The organism is Ensifer sp. LC11 (assembly GCF_001695835.1).
Taxonomy (GTDB): Bacteria; Pseudomonadota; Alphaproteobacteria; order Rhizobiales; family Rhizobiaceae; genus Ensifer.
In genome coordinates this window covers 116,214-135,418 of sequence record NZ_MBSO01000013.1, presented here as the reverse complement: position 1 = coordinate 135,418, position 19,205 = coordinate 116,214, and the positions used below count along the sequence as shown (strand labels likewise).

Here is a 19,205-nt window from a genome sequence, read left to right as displayed (position 1 = left end):
CGGCGCCTTCGCCTTTTAATGAACCGGTGTTTACCATTCGCTCGCCCTCCAGATGACACGATCGCGCCATTGCCAAGGCGCATGTCCCGCTCGAGCGTCCCGTTCATCGGCCGACTGCGCCCCCTTGATGCATTTCGGCGAAAGGTAGCGAGTCCGTCCGATGTTGAAAAAATCCCTTCTAATAGCCGCCTCCCTTCTGACCCTTATCGCAGGTCCGGCCGCAGCACAGGACCGGTATCAGAACCGGCCTCCCGTCGTTGTCAGCCCCGACCTCACCGCCCCCTGGGTGATGCAGCTTGGCGGGCAGCAGGCGCGAACGCGGCAGGTGATCTATCGCCAGCAGATTCCGGGCGCCACCCGAAAACAGTATTATCAGCAGGGACAGGCCGCACGACCGCAGGTCAAGCGTCGCGTCGTCAATCCGCTGCTCCAGCCGGCCAACGCAACGCGCGCCCAGCGGCCGGTGAAATCAAAGTTTGATCCGCAGTTTCTGCCGCAGACGGTCGCCTACGAGAGCAAGGAAAAGCCGGGCACGATCGTCATCGATACCAACAACCGCTTTCTCTATCTCGTCACCGGCAACGGCGAGGCACGACGCTACGGTGTCGGCGTCGGCAAACCGGGCTTCGAATGGGCTGGCGCCCACAAGGTAACCCGCAAGGCCGAATGGCCGAGCTGGACGCCGCCGCAGGAGATGATCAGCCGCGAAGCGGCCAAGGGCCACTACCTGCCGGCGCGCATGGACGGCGGCCCGGAAAACCCGCTTGGCGCGCGCGCCATGTATCTCGGCTCGACGCTCTACCGCATCCACGGAACCAATGCGCCCTGGACGATCGGCTATGCCGTATCCTCCGGCTGCATCCGCATGCGCAACGAAGACGTTGTCGACCTTTACGAACGGGTGAAGGTGGGTACGAAGGTTATCGTGATATAATCCGAGCATAGCATAGAATATTTCCCCACCCTTGCACGTGTTGCTGTTGCCCATGCGTGATTTTCGGGCAACAGCAGCATGAACAGATATAAATCCGGTGGCCCGCCGGCTGTATCGCAGGCTTGAACTTCGCCACATTTTGCATAGCCTGCCCGTAACGAGGGTTGAGAGGGAATCATTTATGAACCGTCATGCCAGCAAAGTGGTCGCGATCGTCATCGCGACCAGCACTATTCTTGCCGCCGCCAGCGCCTCGGCTTTCACGCCGGCGCCGACCGCGGGGGCCAAGGTGAAGTCATCCGACGTGGTCCTCGTGGCCACGCAGAAAAAACCGGCGAAACAGTACTGGCGCACCAAGGTCCGCTTCCGCACCGATGAGGCACCCGGCACGATCATCGTCGATACCAACAACAAGTTTCTCTACTACATCGACGGCCCGAACCGCGCGACACGCTATGGCATCGGCGTCGGCCGCGATGGCTTCGGTTGGTCGGGCGTCGTGAAAGTTGGCCGCAAGGCGGAATGGCCGGCCTGGACGCCACCGGCCGAGATGCGCCGCCGCGAGGCCGCAAAGGGTCGCATCCTGCCGGTGACCCAGGAAGGCGGCATCGACAACCCGCTCGGCGCCCGCGCCATGTATCTCTACAAGGGCGGCCGTGACACGATCTTCCGGATCCATGGCACCAACCAGCCCTGGACCATCGGCCAGAACATGTCGTCCGGCTGCATCCGCATGATGAACGACGACGTGGAACATCTCTATGACCGCGCCGACGTCGGCACCAAGGTGATCGTCATCGGCCCCGGCAGCAAGCCGGGCGACACCTATTACGACGACCGCGGCGTCGATATCTTCCGTCAGATTTTCGGCGGCTGACCGGTCGGCGAGAACGCACATTTTGAAATGATGAGGCCGGCTCCGCAAACGCGAAGCCGGCCTTTTTCATTTGGATCCAAGCGCCTGCGGCTTTGCCCCGCCATAGGCCCAATCCAACAGCTCAACCGTATGCAGGATGGGGATGGCGGTGCCGCTGGCGATCTGGGTGATGCAACCGATATTGCCCGTTGCGATCGCATCCGGCCGGGTCGCCTCGATATTCTTGACCTTGCGCGCCCTAAGCTTGGCCGAGATTTCCGGCTGCAGGATGTTGTAGGTGCCGGCCGAGCCGCAACAGAGATGTCCCTCGGCCGGATCACGGACGACGAAGCCGGCGCGCTTCAAAAGCTGCTTCGGCGCCAGGGTGATCTTCTGGCCGTGCTGCATCGAACAGGCCGAGTGATAGGCGAGCGTCGTGCCCTTCGCCTCCTGCTCCGGCAGATCGAGCGTGGCCAGATACTCGGTGATGTCCTTTGCCAGTGCGGAGATCCGTGCAGCCTTTTCGGCATAGGCCGGATCGAGCCGCAGCATATGGCCGTAGTCCTTGATCGTGGTGCCGCAGCCCGACGCGGTGATGACAATGGCGTCCAGCCCGCCCTCGTCTGCAACCTTCAGCCAGGCATCAACATTGCGCCGCGCGGCTTCGAGCGCCTGATTTTCCCGGCCCATGTGATGCACCAGCGCGCCGCAACAGCCTTCGCCGGACGGGAGCACCACCTCGACGCCAAAGCGCGTCAGAAGCCTTATCGTCGCTTCGTTGATTTCCGGCTTCAGCACGGGCTGGGCGCAGCCGGTCAGCAGCGCCACGCGACCGACGCGCTTGCCCTTCGGCGTATGGACGCCGGGCACGGCCGAAGCCGAGGGCTGCGGCACGGCCTTCGGCGCCAGATCGAGCATGACGCCGAAGGTTTTCAGCAACGCAACGCGTTTCATGAGGCCCGCAAGCGGCCGGGCGATACCGGCCGCCTTCAATGACAGGCGGAAGCGTGATGGATAGGGCAACACCGCCGCCAGGACGAAGCGCGCCAGCCGTTCCTTGAACGGGCGCCGGTAGGTGTTCTCGATATGAACGCGCGCGTGATCAACGAGGTGCATATAGTCGACGCCGGAAGGACAGGTCGTCGTGCAGGCGAGACAGGAGAGACAGCGATCGATGTGGGTGACGGTTTCCTTGTCGGCCGCACGGCCGTTTTCCAGCATGTCCTTGATGAGGTAGATGCGCCCGCGCGGACTATCGAGTTCGTCGCCGAGCGTGACATAGGTGGGGCAAGTCGCGGTGCAGAAGCCGCAATGCACACATTTGCGCAGGATCGCCTCGGATTCGGCCACGTGCGGATCGGCAAGCTGTGCGGGCGTAAAATTGGTCTGCAAATGCGAACTCCACTTTCCGGGTCTGCGGAACCGGGTGTCCAGGAGGACGGTCGCCGCAGCATTCAAATAGCTAGACCATCCAGCTTTCGGGGTTGGTGATCGGCTCCTGGCGGGCCGCCCGTTGCAGGCCGACGACGCAGCGCACGATGATCCAGACGGCGGTGGCGATAAAGCCGAGAATGCCGATCAAAAGAACCGTGAGCAGCATGGAGATAACGCCGAACAGCAGAGCGATCCAGAAGGTCCGGATCGCCCAGATGTAATGCGTCTGCACCCAGGGCGCGCCCTTGCCGTGGTTGAGATAGGCGATGACGACGCCGATGATGGCGGTGATCCCGACCGCAAACCCCACAAGATAGAGCACATAGATCACCTGGACGTTGATCTTGCCCGGCTCCAGCCAGCGATCGGTCTCTCGGGAAAACGGTGTCTGCGGGCCATTGTCGCTCATCGATAGCTCCCATGTTGCATGCCGTCGCGCCTCAGGAGATCGCCGCCATGCGGCCCGGATTGAAGATCCGGTGCGGGTCGAAAGTCGCGCGGACGCGGTCGCTCAATTGTGCCACAGGCGGCGGTTGTGGTTCAAACGCCGGGATGACGGCACGGTAGCCCTCCTCCGCTCTCACGAGCGTCGCGTGGCCACCACCGAGAACCTTGATGTAGCGGCGCACGAGTTCCGCTTCGGGGTCAGCCTCCATGCGTAACCAGACAAGGCCGCCCTGCCAATCATAAAAGGCGTCGACACCGGTCTGCAGCCTGAGCGCGGCCACGAGCTGATGGCCGAGCGACGGAGCGACCGAGACGCGCCAAAGCGGCCGTTTCGTGCCGTCGGCATAGGGTTTGACATCGCGGATTTCCGCCCAGAGCTTCGCCGTCTGGCCCCCATCGAGGCGCGCCACCGCGCCGAACCGAGCGAGGGCTTTCGCGAGTGTGTCAGCGCGAAGGGAAACGGATGCTTCCAGCCCTTCGAGGCGAAGGACGGTGGCGGCGCCGTCGGGGAGCGCACCGTCGATAAATCGCCCGCGCACACTCTCCGGCAGATGCGCGGCCCCGCAAACCTCCGTCGTTTGCGCCATCGCTTCGGCCATGACCGCGGCGGCTCCCGCATCGTTCAGCCCGGAGACAACGACGGTCTGCGCCGCAGGCGGCAACGGCAGGACGCGGAAGGTCACTTCGGTCAAAATGCCGAGCGTGCCATAGGAACCCGCCAGCAGCTTCACGAGATCCAGGCCCGTGACGTTCTTCATCACCCGGCCGCCCGCCTTGATCGCCTCACCCTGGCCGTTGACGAAACGCACGCCGAGCAGGCTGTCGCGGGCGGCACCGGCGACATAGCGCCTGGGGCCGGACACATTGGCGGCGAACACGCCACCGATCGTCGGCTCTCCCGACGAGGCGAAAATCGGCCTGTGGTCCATGGGTTCGAAGGCAAGCATCTGCCGGTTCGCTGCGAGAGCCTGCTCGATTTCCCGGATCGGCGTCCCGGCCAGCGCCGTAAGCGTCATCTCCGCCGGAGCGTAGCTGACGATGCCGGACAGGCGTCGCGTCGAGAGAACCCGGTCGGCCCGTACCGGATTACCGAGACCCGAGCGCGTATTGCCACCGATCACCGCGAGCGACGCCCTGTCGGCGGCCATTGCGCGGACGACCGTCGCAATCCCCTCTTCGCTTGCCGGTTCGAAATGCACGATCATGCAGCTGGACGTCCTTCGAGCGGGAAGACCTTGGACGGGTTCAGGATCCATTGCGGATCGAAGGCGGCGCGCGCCGCCATCTGCTGGTCGAGGTCCGCCTGGTTGAACTGATGCAGCATCAGGTCACGTTTTTCGATGCCGACGCCGTGCTCGCCTGTCAGGCACCCCCCGGCATCAACGCAAAGCTTGAGGATGTCGTTTCCGGCGGCCTCGGCACGCGCCGCATCTTCAGGGTCGTTGATGTTGTAAAGGATCAGCGGATGCATGTTGCCGTCGCCGGCATGGAAGACGTTGGCGACGCGCAGGCCGTAGCCTGCTACGATTTCACCGGTGCGGGCGAGCACATGCGAAAGCTGGCTGAGCGGCACGGTGCCGTCCATGCAGATATAGTCGGCGATGCGCCCGGTGGCGCCGAAGGCGGATTTGCGGCCTTTCCAGATCGCCGCCGCTTCCATTGCCGTCTGGCACTCCTTGATCGTCGCGACCCCGTGCCGGCGCGCGACCGCGACGATGCTCGCGAGCATCTCGTCCATTTCCTGCTCGGAGCCTTCGACCTCGACAATCAGCAGCGCTTCGACGTCGAGCGGGTAGCCGGCATGGGCGAAGGCCTCGCAGATCTCGATCGCCGGCTTGTCCATGAACTCGATCGCGACCGGAATGATACCGGAACCGATGACATCGGCGACACAGGCACCGGCGGCTTGAGACGAGGCAAAGCCGAACAGCACAGGACGGGCACCCTCCGGCTTGGCGATCAACCGCACCGTCGCCTCGGTGACGATGCCGAGCTGGCCTTCGGAGCCGCAGACGAGCCCGAGCAGATCGTAGCCCGCCGCATCCAGCGCCTTGCCGCCGAGCTCGATGACGGTACCGTCGTGGAGAACCATCTTCACGCCGAGCAGATTGTTGGTGGTGACGCCGTATTTCAGGCAGTGGGCGCCGCCGGAATTCATGCCGATGTTGCCGCCGATCGTGCAGGCGAGCTGCGAACTCGGGTCGGGTGCATAGAAGAAGCCGTCGGCGGAGACGGCTTCGGAAATATTGAGGTTGGTGACGCCGGCCTGGACGGTGGCGGTACGGTTGAAGAGGTCGATGTCGAGAATGCGCGACATCTTCGAAAGACCGATTACGACCGCGTCCTCCTGCGGGATGGCGCCGCCCGACAGCGAGGTGCCGGCACCGCGCGGCACGACCGGAACGCCATAGCGACTGCAATATTTGAGCAGCGCTGCGACCTGCTCGGTCGTCTCCGGCAGGGCGACGGCAAGCGGCATGCGGCGATAGGCGATGAAGGCGTCTGTCTCGAAAGGCTTCAGCCCGCGCTCGTCGCTGATCAGACAGCCCGCCGGCAACAGATCGGCGAGATCCGCGACAATGTCGCGTCGCCGCGAGATAACCGACTGTTTCGGCTGTAGAAACCCGATCGTCTCCGCCATCAGCCTCTCCCGTCGCGCATCAATTGGTTCATTTTCTTTACCACTAGGACGGAGCCCTCGCAAATGCTATTGAGCTTTTCCGTTTTGGAAACAATGGCAACGATTGATGACGAATTTAGGTGATCTTGAGATTTTTGCACGGGTCGTTTCCACCGGCAGTATGTCGGCAGCGGGGCGAGTGCTGGGGTTTTCCCCAGCCGTCATCTCCAAGCGCATCAAAAGGCTCGAAGATCGCCTCGGCACGCGGCTGCTGCAGCGCACGACGCGCCAGATCTCGCTGACGGAAGCCGGCCAGGGGTTCTATGACCGGGTGCTCGGCATCCTCACCGGCATCGAGGAGGCCGAGGCCTATGCCTCCGGCCGGTCGTCGCATGCGCTGGGCGTGCTCAGGATTTCTGCCCCCACCTCCTTCGGCCGGATGCACATCGCGCCGCATCTGACGAAGTTCATGAAGGATCATCCGGATCTGAAGCTGCACATCGTGCTGACAGACGATTTCACCGACATCGTCGCAGAAGGCTTCGACATGGCGGTGCGAATCGGCGAGCTCGTGGATTCGTCGCTGGTTGCCAGGAAGCTTGCGCCGGTCCGCCGGCTGCTTTGCGCCTCGCCGGATTACATTGCCCGCAACGGCGCACCGAAGGAAATCGGCGAACTCGCCAACCACCTCTGCCTGCCCGCCCACAACAACGACAACTGGAAGCTCGAGGGGCCGGAGGGCGCATTGGTCTGGCATCCGGAAGGGCCGCTCGTCACCAATTCCTCCGAGATCGTGCGCGCCGCTGTCATCGCCGGTGCCGGCATAGCGCTTCGCTCCACCTGGGATATCGGCCCGGAGCTGCGCAGCGGCCAGCTGGTGCAGGTGCTGCCGCAATGGGAAGGGTCCAAGCAGCTGACGCTCTCGGCGGTCTATCCGAGCAGGCAGTTCCTGCCAGCCAAGGTGCGGCTCTTCATCGACTATCTGGCCGGGCTTTACGGGCCGGTTCCCTATTGGGAACAATAGAGCGCTTCTCCTCACGGAAGCGCTCCGCCTCGTTCGTTTTCGCAATTCCGGACGCAAAACCGCTACGCACTTTTGCTGGAATTGTTGCCTCTCGCAATTCCGGACGCAAAACCGCTACGCACTTTTGCTGGAATTGTTGCCTCTCGCAATTCCGGACGCAAAACCGCTGCGCACTTTTGCTGGAATTGTTGCCTCTCGCAATTCCGGACGCAAAACCGCTGCGCACTTTTGCTGGAATTGCTTTACTTGTGCTCGCCGTCCTCATGGTGGCGGCGGATGCGGCGCACGATCAGCCAGACGCCGGCCACGGCAAAGGGGACGGCAAGGCCAGTGAGGAGACCCGGATCGATCGGCAGCTCGTGGCTGACAGCCTTGGCGAGATAACCGAACAGCCCGACGACGTAGTAGGAAATGGCGGCGACCGACAGGCCTTCGACCGTCTGCTGCAGCCGCAACTGCAGCTTGGCGCGCCGGTCCATCGAGTTCAAAAGCGCGCTGTTCTGCCGCTCGAGTTCAACGTCGACCCAACTCCTGAGGAGCGCCGTGGCGCGGGCGAGCTTGCGCGACAGGTTGGCCTGCCGCTCCTCCACCGACTGGCAGGTGCGCATTGCCGGCGCGAGGCGTCGTTCAAGAAAGGTGCCGATGGTCTCGTAGCCCGGCACCGGCGTTTCGGCGAGCGTGCGAATGCGCTCCTGGACGATGCCATAATAGGCGCGGCTGGCGCCGAAGCGATAAAGGCTGAGCGCCGCACCGGCCTCGAGATCAGCAGCAAGCCGGGTGATCTCGGCCAGCATGTCGTCGGCCTCTTCGCGCACGTTCTCCTTCATGCGCTGCGTTATCCCCGTCAGGCCGTCTTCGGTCCGGCGGATTTCCGGCGACAGCGACTGCGCAAGCGGCAGGCCCATCATCGCCAATGTCCGGTAGGTCTCGATATCGAGCAGACGCTGGACGAGCGCGCCGGTCCCGGCTTCCGTCATGCCGCAATCGATCACCAGGATCTGCGTCAGCCCATCGCCGTTCTGGCGAAAGTCGGTAACGATCACCGCCTGGCCGTTCTTGGTCTCGCTGAAACAGAGGCTGGTCGGATCGAAGAGCTTGATTGCTTCGCGGGTTTCCGGCGTATCCGGCCTGATCTCAAGCCTTATGCCCGAGATCAGCGAGCCCGGCGGAGAAAAGCCGTCGCCGAAGGGATGTATCGGCACCTCGCCGCCAAACTGCTCCGGCGGCGGCGCATCCCAGAAATATGTGGAGAATTCGGTATGACGCTCCCAGCGCAGCGTGCCCTGTCCCCAGGGCATGGCGTGGTGGTTGGCGTCGCGACCGGGAGGCGCGATACCGCGTGCGCGTGTCAGCTCCGACAGCACCGCGTGATCGACGATCGAGCCGCCGTCGGTGAGGAAGGCGAGCTGAAAGATCACCCGCGGCGTCGTCACCAATGCATAGGGGCGGGAATGAACCTCGCCCAAGGCCAGGGCGCGCATCGGCGCCACCGGAAAAGCAAAACTACCCTTTGCCATGAAGCGCTCTTGTCCCCCTCACGCGTTCATCACGACTTTCTTATCAACCGAACGAGCAAAAGAACAAAGGACGCATTGCCGCAGTTTGATTTTTGTCAGTCGCCGAAAGTGGACAAGCAAATTGACCACTTTGCGTCGGCTGCCTAGATTGCGGCGCAGAGAGGGATGGAAGAAGCGTGTACGCTTTTGCTTTCCGACCGCTCCAACTCATGAGTATCGATTGCGTTCGTGACTGGGATTGTTCCCAATCCTTCGTGATCCGGGAGACCATGCCGTGACCGACGACCAGATCGATCTTTTTGCCCGTATCAGCCACAGTCGCACGGCGGACGAGGTTGTGCAGCAGATCGAGCTCTTGATCCTCGAAGGCGTGCTGCGCGACGGGGACCGGCTGCCGGGCGAGCGAGAGCTTTCCAAGCGCTTCGACGTGTCGCGGCCGATCCTGCGCGAGGCGCTCAAGGAGCTGGAGGCACGCGGCCTGGTCGAAAGCCGCCATGGCGGCGGCACCTTCGTCGCCGACGTCGTCGGGCAGATCTTTTCCAAACCGCTGATCGACCTCATCGCCCGTCACCACAAGGCGACGCAGGACTATCTTGAATACCGGCGCGAACTGGAGGGCCTCACAGCGGAACTGGCGGCAATCCGCGCCACGGATTTCGACCGGGACATCCTGACGAGGATCATCGAGCGCATGCGGTCGGCCCACGCCGCCGGCGACTTCGATGCGGAGCTGGAAGCCGACATCGAACTGCATCAGGCGATCGGCGAGAGCGCCCACAACATCATCCTCCTGCACACGCTGCGCGCCTGTTATCGGCTGCTCCAGCAGGGCATCTTCTTTCATCGCAATTCGGTGTTCGACGCGCCGGGTGCGCGAGCCCGGCTGCTTGCCCAGCATGAAGCCATCTATGATGCCATCATGGCGAAGGACCCGGCGGCGGCCAAAGCCGCGTCGCAAAGCCATATCGATTTCGTCGCCGCAGCGACCCGCGAGGCGGAACGCACCGGCGAATGGAACCGCATAGCGCGACTGCGCTTGCAGCAGCGTGACCGAGCCGGCTGACATTTCGGCGCGCCGCGTGGACAACGTGGCGGCACTCCGTTCACGCCCCAATCGAACCTTTCAGAACTGATCTCGAAGCATTCCGCCTCGTCGTCAATCGTGATCTCTGGATCAACGCCCGGTTGTTGGACGGTTTGCAAAACCGACGCGAAAGCACCATATCCTGTCGTATCTGGACCACAGTTCGGCCGAAAGCTGGCGACATATCCAGCCACCCGAGGGCAGCGACATTTACACGCAACAGGACCCTGCCATACTGGCTCGAACAGCATCCGAAACCACTGATTCGCCGAGAGGAGCGCAGACGACCTTGAACTTCCTGAACAGGCTCGCATCCGATGTCCAATTGATGTTGCGCCGCCCGGCGCGCATGCAGTACGCCGCGCTCTGTTACCGCATCCGCAAGAAGTCCAAGGCTCTCGAAATCCTCATGATCACCAGTCGCGACACCGGCCGCTGGGTCATTCCCAAGGGCTGGCCGATGCAAGGCAAGCGCGCCCATGAAGTGGCGGAACGCGAAGCCTACGAGGAAGCCGGCGTCAAGGGCCACGTGCAAAAGGCCGCGATCGGTTTCTATCTCTATCAGAAGCGCATGGATCACGGTCTCAAGATCTCGGTGAAAGTGCAGGTCCACGCCCTGGAAGTGGATGACCTCTGCAAGCACTTCCCCGAGGAAGGTCGGCGACAGTTGGAATGGGTCGACTACAAGGAGGCAGCGTCGCGCGTGGCCGAGCCATCGCTGAAAGACCTCATCCTCGCCTTTGGCGCGCGTATGACCGTGGTGGCCGAACCGATGCCGAAGGCGGCAAACGGATAGCTTTCAGGAACGGCATCCGATGCCCTGAACGCGTGATCCCGACGCGTTATGCGCCGATGTCCAGCAAATCCACTTGAATGCGTGTTGCTGTGGCCTTAGTGGCCGTGGTGACAATGGAGTTTCCTCGCAGTGGCCAAGCCGCGCACACGCCTTGCAAAACAGACGCTCGACAAAGACCTGGACAAGCTCAGCCTGGCCGAGGAAGCATCGCAGCACGTTCGCCGCAGCCTGGCGGCGCCGGCGCTCGCGGGCCTGTTTCTGCTTTTGAGCATGGCCTTCGCCGCAAGCTTCGTAACAAGTTCCGCAAGTGCGCCGATCATCATCGCAGCCGCTGCCATCGCCGGCTACATGGCCATGAACATCGGCGCCAACGACGTGACCAACAATGTCGGCGCGGCCGTCGGCGCCAAGGCGATGTCGATGGCGACCGCACTTGCCATCGCCGCCGTGTTCGAGATTGCCGGCGCGCTGCTTGCCGGCCGGGAGGTTTCGCTGACGATCGAAGCGGGCATCGTCCACGGCGAAGACGTGCTCGGCGCTCAGGCCATCGTCTGGATCATGATGGCGGCGCTCGCTTCGTCGGCCACCTGGATCAACATCGCCACCTATTCCGGAGCCCCGGTCTCGACCACCCACTCGATCATCGGCGGCATCGTCGGCGCGGGTATCGCCGCTGCCGGCTTTGCCAGCGTGCAATGGTGGTCGCTCGCCGGCATCACGCTGAGCTGGATGGTCTCGCCTTTGCTTGGTGGCACGATCGCCGCGGCGTTCCTCGCCTTCCTCAAGGAATTCATCATCTACCGCGAAGACAAGATTGCCGCGGCCAGGCGATGGATGCCTGTTATTCTCGGCGTCACTTCAGGCTGCTTTACCGCCTATCTTGCCGTGATCGCGCTGGTTCAAGTGGCGGCGATCTCGATGCCCGTCGGCCTTGCCGCCGGTGTCGTCGCCGGTGTGGCCGTCTATCTGCAGGCCCGGCCCTGGATCATCAGGCAATCGGAGGGCCTGGACAACCGCAACCAGTCCTTGCGGCGGCTCTTCCGGTTGCCATTGATCGTGGCTGCGGCACTGCTCTCCTTCGCCCACGGCGCCAATGACGTCTCGAACGCGATCGGTCCGTTGTCGGCGATCGTTTCGGCGCTCGACGGGGTCATCACGACGCAGAAATCGCCGGCCCCGCTCTGGGAGCTGGCGATCGGCGCGCTTGGCATTTCGATCGGCCTTTTGCTCTACGGCCCGAAACTGATCCGTGTCGTCGGCCAGGAGATCACCAAGCTCAATCCGATGCGCGCCTTCTGTGTGGCGCTCGCCACCGCCGTCACGGTGCTCCTGGCCTCGGCGCTCGGCTTGCCGATCAGCTCGACGCACACGGCTGTCGGCGCCGTCTTTGGCGTCGGCTTCTTCCGCGAATGGTACATCCGCAATTCCAAGCGTCGCCTGCACTATGTCCGGCAGCAGACCGGGCAGACCGACTTTATGGAAACGGCGGAAACCAACTTTACCGAAGTCCGGCGTCGGCGCCTCGTGCGCCGCTCACATTTCCTGACGATTGTCGGTGCCTGGGTCATTACCGTTCCGGCATCGGCGGCACTTTCGGCCGTCCTCTATTTCATCCTCTCCGGCATTTTCATGTGAAGGTTCCTCTATGCGCGCCAATTTTCGCATGCAGCGACTGTTCGTCGAACATCCCCTCAGTGCGGGTTCCGCCCAGGAGGCAACCAAGGAACAATTCAACTATCTGGTGAATGTGCTGCGCTACGAAGAGGGCTCCTCGATCCTTGTCTTCAACGGGCGCGACGGCGAATGGCGGGCCGAACTTTCGCTGGCCAGCAAGAAAAGGCTGGTGCTGACTGCCGTCGAGCAGACACGGCAGCAGCCCGAGCCCTGTGGCCTCGTCTATCTCTTCGCGCCGCTGAAGGTCGGGCGGCTCGACTACCTTGTCCAGAAGGCCGTGGAGATGGGCGCGGGCGTGCTGCAGCCGGTAATGACGCAGCATGTGCAAGGCAAGCTCGGCAATATCGAGCGGGTGCGCGCCAATGTCATCGAGGCGGCCGAGCAGTGCGGCGTGCTTGGCATTCCCACGGTCGAGGAGCCGCGCCGGCTGGAGGACGTGCTTTCCACCTGGCCGAACGACCGGCGTATCATCTTCTGCGACGAAGGCAGCGACAGCCAGAATCCGTTACCGATCCTTGCCGGCATCAAGGAGAAGAAGCTTGCCTTGTTGATCGGTCCTGAGGGCGGCTTCTCCGAGGCCGAGCGGACTTTGTTGCGCAGCCTCGATTTCGTCACCGCCGTCCCGCTCGGACCCCGCATCCTGAGGGCCGACACCGCCGCCGTTGCCGCCATGGCGGTCATTCAAGCGACCGTCGGCGACTGGCGATAACCGGTCGCTCCGGAACAATCCGCTTGCCAATTCCTCTCCTAAGAGAAGAGCGGAAGTGTGAAACAACGACCGGTTGGAAAGATTGGTCTGTTGTCTCGGGGGCTTGTTCCAGCGCAAGCAATCGTCCTACTTTTTTTGATGAGATCTTGAAAGAAATTGACTTGCACCGCACCTGATTACGGTTCAAGCAGCCTCCATCAACTCCCGCTATCCAGCGAGAGTCGTCCAAACAAAAGAAGACGCTCATGGCCCGAGATACCACCGACCAGACGCCGGTAACCTCTGTCGCTGACCTTTCCGCCTACCTGGCGGCAGGTTCGAAACCGGAGGAACGGTTCCGGATCGGCACGGAGCACGAAAAGTTCGCCTTCTTTAAGGCGGACAACAGCCCCGTCCCCTATTTCGGCGAGGCCAGCATTCAGGCGCTTCTGAACGGCATGGCCGCAAAGAGCGGCTGGGAACCGATCGTCGACGAAGGCAACATCATCGGACTTGCGGAACACTCGGGCAACGGCGCGATCTCGCTGGAGCCGGGCGGCCAGTTCGAGCTTTCCGGCGCGCCGCTCGAAAACCTGCACCAGACCTGCAGGGAATCGAACCAGCACCTCGCCGTCCTGCGCGAAGTCGCCGAACCGCTCGGCATCCGTTTCCTCGGCATAGGCGGCAGCCCGAAATGGGCCTTCGCCGAGACGCCGCGCATGCCGAAATCGCGCTATGGCATCATGAGCCGCTATATGCCGAAGGTCGGCACCAGGGGCCTCGACATGATGTACCGCACCTGCACGATCCAGGTGAACCTCGACTTCTCCTCGGAAGAGGACATGCGCCGCAAGATGCAGGTGTCGCTGAAGCTGCAGCCGCTTTCAACCGCGCTCTTTGCCAGCTCGCCCTTTACCGACGGCAAGCCGAACGGGCTCTTGTCCTGGCGCGGCGACATCTGGCGCGACACCGACAACCAGCGCGCCGGCCTGCTGCCTTCCGCCTTCCGCCCGGATTTCGGCTTTGCCGATTATGTCGAATGGGCGCTCGACGTGCCGATGTATTTCGTCGTGCGCGACGGCCACTACCACGACTGCACCCACGTCACCTTCCGCCAGTTCATGAACGGCGCGCTGAAGGGCGAGATCGCCGACTGGCAACCGAACATGGGCGACTGGACCAACCATCTTTCGACGCTGTTCCCGGATGTTCGGCTCAAGCGCTTCCTCGAAATGCGCGGCGCTGACGGCGGCCCGTGGCGGCGGATCTGTGCGCTGCCGGCCTTCTGGGTCGGCCTGCTCTACGATCGCGAAGCGCTTGATGCTGCCGAGACGCTGACCCGCGACTGGACCTTCGAAGAGGTGAGCGCGATGCGCGACGCGGTTCCGGTTCAGGCGCTTTCCACCAAGTTCCGTGCCGGCACTCTCTACGATGTTGCGCGCGAAGTGCTCAGCATTTCGCGCGCTGGTCTGAAGCGCCGCAATCGGCTCAACGGCGACGGCATCGACGAAAGCCAGTTCCTGGCCCCGCTCGACGAGGTGCTCGCCAAGAAGGCGACGCTCGCGGAAGACCTGCTGGCGCTCTACAACGGCCGCTGGAACGGCTCCGTCGATCCGGTCTTTTCCGAATACCAGTATTGATGCCCGCCGAGCACCATCAAATACCGGTTTCCAGACACCAATTTCCCGTTATAGTGCAAGGATATGCGTCGCTTGCAGCGTCGCGCGTCGAGATGCCGAAGGGGAACTGGCATGGCACCGCTTTTTGACATGTTCGCACAGGCACAGAACGGCAAGGCCATCGAGCTGATGGCGCAGCAATTCGGCCTCGCCCAGGAGCAGATGACCAAGGCGACTGCGGCGTTGCTGCCGGCGTTCTCCGCCGCCTTCAAGCGCAACACTGCCAACCCTTACGATTTCGGTGCGCTGCTGACCGCTCTCGGCAGCGGCAACTATGCCAAGTACTTCGAAGACATGAGCCAGGCGTTCACGCCTCAGGGCATGGCTGATGGCAACGGCGTTCTTGGACAATTGTTCGGCTCGAAGGAAATGTCGCGGGCCGTCGCCGCGCAGGCTGCTCAATTGACCGGCATCAGCCAGGAAATCTACAAACAGATGCTGCCGGTCATGGCCGACACGCTGATGGGTGGGCTGTTCAAGCAGACGACCGGGCAGTTTGCCGCTGCGAGCGATGCCTTCGCCAACAATCCGATGGCAACGGCCATGCGGCAATGGATGGAGGCCACCGGCTTTGCCAAGAAGCCGGAACCGCAACCGAACCCCTTCGACAATCCCTTCACTCAGGCGATGCAAGGCTTCTTTGGCTTGGGCAAGAAGGAAGAAGAGAAGCCCAAGGCTTCCGATGTTTTCGCCGACAACCCCTTCGTCAAGGCCTTTCAGGATATGATGCAGGCAGGTGCCGCCGGCGCGCAGAAGCCCGCCGCCGACAATCCGGCGCTGGCGCAATTCTCCCAGGTGATGAACAGCATGTTCGACACCGGGCTGGAGATGCAGAAGGAATACCAGAAGAACGTCGAGGCGCTGTTCGACATCTACAAGACCGGGCCCGGCACGAAGAGCTGAGAAGCCCTTCCCGCTGACATCATCGACGCCTCCACGCCGCCGTGCTCGGCGCCGGAGAGAGTGTGCGCACTTCTCAAGCATGGAGAAAGAAAAAGGCCCGGTACATGTCTTGGTCATGCACCGGGCCAAGCGGCAGGGTCTATTGGCTCTACCCTGCGGGGAACGTTTGGGCACGCGACCGTTGAGGTCAGCAGCACCGAAACTTTAAAGCGCCGCGCGTCGATCAGACGCGCAAGGGACGCTTTAACACTTTGAACTGCTGCATGTTTCCGTCCTCAATCGTATTGAGGAAACTTGCAGCGGAATTCGCAGCATGACCCGCGTTGGCGGCAGGCTTTCGCGGATCATGCTCGACTGGCACATCTCAAGCGGCGGGATGCGCCATGGGGGACAATCAGTCGTGACGGGTCCCTTTGTAGAAGAGGCTCGCACGGTTTCGCGATGCGCGGGTCAGATAGCTCGCCGGATTGTCGAAGAAGGGCGAGGTGATCGCCTCGTGCACATCTTCGCGCTTCAGCCCCATATCGAGGAGCTGGCGGTCATCCAGGTCGTTCAGGCGACCGATCGCGTAGCGATTGCGGAGCTGGCGCCATGTGGACGTGAGCATGCCCGTGACACCGACGGCGCGGGACGCATGGGACTGCTTTCCGGCAACGAGGTCGAGATTAAGGACGTGCTGGGTCGTGCGCATGGCTTTGCTCCTTTCAGGCACGAAGAGGCCCACCCCCTGCGGGGAGGTCAAACGCAGGGGCGGGCCAAGAGATTTGGGAATCACCGGCGTCGTTGCCGGCAAGGGGATCGATGAATTTGCCCCTGATAGATCGCAAATCCTTATTGATCAGTCCAACGAATGTTTTTAATGATATTCATCAAACAATCTTATGGATGCATCACAGCCATGTCCGCACCGCTTGATATCGATCAACTTCAGACCTTCGTCGCGATCGCTGACACGGGCAGTTTCACCAAGGCAGCCGACCGGGTCTTCAAGACGCAATCCGCCGTTTCCATGCAGATGCGGCGCCTGGAGGAGCGTATCGGCAAGGCGCTTTTCATGAAGGACGGCCGTGGCAACCGACTGACAGTCGAGGGCGACCGCCTGCTCAATTTCGCGCGCCGGATGATCCGTCTCAACAACGAGGCGATCGCTTCCTTCGACGACAACCGCCTTGAAGGCACGCTGCGCATCGGCACGCCCGACGACTATGCCGACCGCTACATGCCCGAAATCATCATGCGCTTCGCCAAGACACATCCGAATGTCGAGCTCTATATCGTCTGCGAGCCCTCGGTCGACCTCGCCGAGAAGATGGCCAAGGGCGACCTCGACATTGCGCTTGTCACCCATAACCCGCGTGCCCGTGCCTCCGATGTCGTGCGTACCGAGCCGCTCTGCTGGGTGAGCTCGATCAACCATCCGCTGCCGGAGAACGCACCGATCCCGCTTGCCGTCGGTCGCCGTGACTGTCTGTGGCGCCAGGCGGCCTGTGCGGCACTCGATGCGACCGGCCGCGAGTATCAGATCCTGTTCACGAGCTGGTCGTCAACGGTCGTCGCTGCCGCCGTCCTTGCCGGCATGGCGGTTTCGGTCCTGCCGGAATCGGCCCTTCGTCCCGGCATGAAGGTGCTGACGCTCGCCGACGGGTTCCCGGCGCTGGCGCCGGTGCAGATCGGCATCATGAAGCGACCGGGGCTTTCGCCGTCGCTTTCGAATGCGATCAGCAACCACATCACCGCCTGCCTCGACAACATCACGCCGATCAGCGCCAATGACGACCTCGAGGCCGACATCAAGGGCTTCCCGCGCTATCCGCGCCTCAGGCAGAGCCATATGCTGCCGGGCTGGTAAGAACGGCAGAGAGACAAAAAGGCCACGGACCGGAGAGGTCCGTGGCCTTTTTCATTTCCGGAGGTCGGCACTCGCTCGAGCGCTCGCCCCGCTTATTCGGCAGCCGTGCCGATTGCATCGGCCTCATAACCATGTGCTGCGTGAAGAGCCGCACGCACACCGGCTTCATAGTCCGGGTGTACGAGTTTGAAGTGCGCGAGCTGTCGCTCGACGATCAGGCCCGGCACACCGCCCATCGCGGCTGCGATATTGGAAAACAGGCGCGCCTTCTGCCCCGCATCGAACAGGTTGAACAGCGCCCGCGGCTGGCTGTAGTCGTCGTTGCCTTCCCGGTGGTCGTAGCGGGCCATGTCGCCGCTGATGCGCAGCGGCGGCTCCATTGCGGACGGCTGCTCCGCCGGACCGTTGAACGAGTTCGGCTCGTAGTAGGCGTTCGGATTGCCGGTCTGGATACCGCCGAAGGTGTTCATCTGGCCGTCGCGGTGATAGTGATGCACCGGGCACTTCGGCCGGTTGACCGGGATGTGCTCGTAGTGCGTACCAAGCCGATAGCGGTGGGCGTCGGCATAGGAGAAGAGCCGGGCCTGTAGCATCTTGTCCGGCGAGAAGCCGATGCCGGGCACAATGTTCGACGGCGAGAAGGCGGCGTTCTCGACCTCGGCGAAATAGTTTTCCGGGTTGCGGTTCAGCTCCAATACGCCGACCTCAACAGGCGAATAGTCCGCATGCGGCCAGACCTTGGTGACATCGAAGGGATTGTAGGCAGTCTTTTCCGCTTCGAGCTCCGGCATGATCTGCACCTCAAGCGTCCAACGCGGATAGTTGCCCTCCTCGATCGCACCGTAGAGCGCCTCCTGATAGCTCTCGCGTGTCCGGCCGATCACGTCAGCGGCTTCGGCGTTGGTGTAGAACTTGTGGCCGTGCTGGGTTTTGAAATGGAATTTTACCCAGAAGCGCTCGCCGGCATCGTTCCAGAACGAAAAGGTGTGCGAGCCGTAGCCGTTCATATGCAAGGGCGAAACCGGACATCCGCGGTCGGACATCAGGATCGTGACCTGGTGCAGGCTTTCCGGAGACAGCGACCAGAAATCCCACATGGCGGTCGCCGAACGCAGGTTGGTCTTCGGGTGACGCTTCTGGGTGTGGATGAAGTCCGGGAACTTGTAGGCATCGCGCACAAAGAAGATCGGCGTGTTGTTGCCGACCAGGTCCCAGTTGCCCTCGGGTGTATAGAACTTCAGTGCGAAGCCGCGCACGTCGCGCTCGGCGTCGGCTGCGCCCTGTTCGCCGGCCACCGTGGAGAAGCGCGCCAGCATCGGCGTTTCGGCTCCCGGCTGCAGCACCTTGGCCTTGGTGTATTTCGAGATGTCAGCAGTGATCTTCAGCGTGCCATAGGCGCCCCAGCCCTTGGCGTGCACGGCGCGCTCAGGAATGCGCTCGCGGTTTTGATGCGACAGCTTCTCGATAAGCTGGTAGTCCTGCATCATGACGCCGCCGCGCGGGCCGGCCGTCAGCGAATTCTGGTTGTCCGGCACCGGGGCTCCGGCCGTCGTCGTCAATATGGGTCGATCTGACATCGCGTCCTCCTGATTGGGTTTCGCGCCCGGGAGGTCAGGCAAGATCGCCCGACGCAGCCTGAGGAGGCCGCCAGCCGCAAATCGCGGCGCTCAAAGCCCGAACGCTTCGGCAAGAGGGTTTTC

Annotated in this window: 17 protein-coding genes; 10 read left to right on the top strand and 7 right to left on the bottom strand. The window is 62.6% G+C overall.

The features are described 5' to 3' along the window. Positions 1-160: 160 nt before the first annotated feature. Together BBX50_RS12070 and BBX50_RS12065 are read left to right on the top strand one after the other, a co-directional pair. On the top strand, positions 161-934 hold the full coding sequence (locus tag BBX50_RS12070) for a L,D-transpeptidase (protein ID WP_065775562.1): 774 nt from the start codon (positions 161-163) through the stop codon (positions 932-934). Between the two features lie 181 nt (positions 935-1,115). Beyond that, on the top strand, positions 1,116-1,811 hold the full coding sequence (locus BBX50_RS12065) for a L,D-transpeptidase (RefSeq protein ID WP_065775561.1): 696 nt from the start codon (positions 1,116-1,118) through the stop codon (positions 1,809-1,811). 66 nt (positions 1,812-1,877) lie between these two features. Here BBX50_RS12065 and glcF read toward each other — a convergent pair whose 3' ends face one another. The 4 genes from glcF to BBX50_RS12045 all read right to left on the bottom strand — a co-directional run bounded on the left by glcF (position 1,878) and on the right by BBX50_RS12045 (position 6,312). Further along, positions 1,878-3,182, bottom strand: coding sequence for a glycolate oxidase subunit GlcF (gene glcF, locus BBX50_RS12060; RefSeq protein ID WP_083213597.1), 1,305 nt, complete (start codon positions 3,180-3,182; stop codon positions 1,878-1,880). 70 nt (positions 3,183-3,252) lie between these two features. Further along, complete coding sequence (locus BBX50_RS12055; RefSeq protein WP_065775560.1) at positions 3,253-3,633, bottom strand: DUF4870 domain-containing protein; 381 nt, start codon at positions 3,631-3,633, stop codon at positions 3,253-3,255. Between the two features lie 31 nt (positions 3,634-3,664). Continuing rightward, the gene (gene glcE / locus BBX50_RS12050) at positions 3,665-4,876 is read right to left on the bottom strand and encodes a glycolate oxidase subunit GlcE (RefSeq protein WP_065775559.1); all 1,212 of its coding nucleotides are present in this window, start codon (positions 4,874-4,876) and stop codon (positions 3,665-3,667) included. Further along, positions 4,873-6,312, bottom strand: coding sequence for an FAD-linked oxidase C-terminal domain-containing protein (locus BBX50_RS12045; protein ID WP_065775558.1), 1,440 nt, complete (start codon positions 6,310-6,312; stop codon positions 4,873-4,875). The genes glcE and BBX50_RS12045 overlap by 4 nt, the downstream gene beginning before the upstream one ends. A gap of 106 nt (positions 6,313-6,418) precedes the next feature. Between BBX50_RS12045 and BBX50_RS12040 the strand changes: the two genes are divergently transcribed. Continuing rightward, on the top strand, positions 6,419-7,315 hold the full coding sequence (locus tag BBX50_RS12040) for a LysR family transcriptional regulator (protein WP_065775557.1): 897 nt from the start codon (positions 6,419-6,421) through the stop codon (positions 7,313-7,315). Positions 7,316-7,557: 242 nt separating this feature from the next. On the opposite strand, the gene BBX50_RS12035 is transcribed toward BBX50_RS12040, so the two are convergent. Then, on the bottom strand, positions 7,558-8,832 hold the full coding sequence (locus tag BBX50_RS12035; RefSeq protein WP_065775556.1) for a DUF3422 family protein: 1,275 nt from the start codon (positions 8,830-8,832) through the stop codon (positions 7,558-7,560). A 274-nt stretch (positions 8,833-9,106) separates the two neighbouring features. Between BBX50_RS12035 and BBX50_RS12030 the strand changes: the two genes are divergently transcribed. From BBX50_RS12030 to BBX50_RS12005, 6 genes are all read left to right on the top strand, one after another. After that, positions 9,107-9,895 (top strand): FadR/GntR family transcriptional regulator, encoded by a 789-nt coding sequence (locus tag BBX50_RS12030; RefSeq protein WP_083213596.1) that lies wholly within the window; start codon positions 9,107-9,109, stop codon positions 9,893-9,895. A 310-nt stretch (positions 9,896-10,205) separates the two neighbouring features. Continuing rightward, positions 10,206-10,712, top strand: coding sequence for an NUDIX hydrolase (locus BBX50_RS12025; protein ID WP_065775554.1), 507 nt, complete (start codon positions 10,206-10,208; stop codon positions 10,710-10,712). A gap of 129 nt (positions 10,713-10,841) precedes the next feature. Next, on the top strand, positions 10,842-12,347 hold the full coding sequence (locus tag BBX50_RS12020) for an inorganic phosphate transporter (protein WP_065775553.1): 1,506 nt from the start codon (positions 10,842-10,844) through the stop codon (positions 12,345-12,347). A 10-nt stretch (positions 12,348-12,357) separates the two neighbouring features. Then, on the top strand, positions 12,358-13,095 hold the full coding sequence (locus BBX50_RS12015) for a 16S rRNA (uracil(1498)-N(3))-methyltransferase (RefSeq protein ID WP_065775552.1): 738 nt from the start codon (positions 12,358-12,360) through the stop codon (positions 13,093-13,095). Between the two features lie 245 nt (positions 13,096-13,340). Beyond that, positions 13,341-14,714 carry a glutamate--cysteine ligase gene (locus BBX50_RS12010; RefSeq protein ID WP_065775551.1) on the top strand — a complete coding sequence of 458 codons (1,374 nt, stop codon included), beginning with the start codon at positions 13,341-13,343 and terminating at the stop codon, positions 14,712-14,714. A 111-nt stretch (positions 14,715-14,825) separates the two neighbouring features. Next, positions 14,826-15,656, top strand: coding sequence for a DUF937 domain-containing protein (locus BBX50_RS12005; RefSeq protein WP_065775550.1), 831 nt, complete (start codon positions 14,826-14,828; stop codon positions 15,654-15,656). Between the two features lie 394 nt (positions 15,657-16,050). On the opposite strand, the gene BBX50_RS12000 is transcribed toward BBX50_RS12005, so the two are convergent. After that, positions 16,051-16,347: a DUF1127 domain-containing protein gene (locus BBX50_RS12000; protein ID WP_065775549.1), complete on the bottom strand. Its 297-nt coding sequence runs from the start codon at positions 16,345-16,347 to the stop codon at positions 16,051-16,053. 207 nt (positions 16,348-16,554) lie between these two features. Here BBX50_RS12000 and BBX50_RS11995 point away from each other — a divergent pair, with 207 nt between their 5' ends. Continuing rightward, entirely contained in the window at positions 16,555-17,505 is a 951-nt protein-coding gene (locus tag BBX50_RS11995; RefSeq protein ID WP_043618309.1) for a LysR substrate-binding domain-containing protein, read from the top strand. A gap of 92 nt (positions 17,506-17,597) precedes the next feature. On the opposite strand, the gene katA is transcribed toward BBX50_RS11995, so the two are convergent. Beyond that, the gene (gene katA / locus BBX50_RS11990) at positions 17,598-19,082 is read right to left on the bottom strand and encodes a catalase KatA (protein WP_065775548.1); all 1,485 of its coding nucleotides are present in this window, start codon (positions 19,080-19,082) and stop codon (positions 17,598-17,600) included. Between the last annotated feature and the right edge of the window lie 123 nt (positions 19,083-19,205).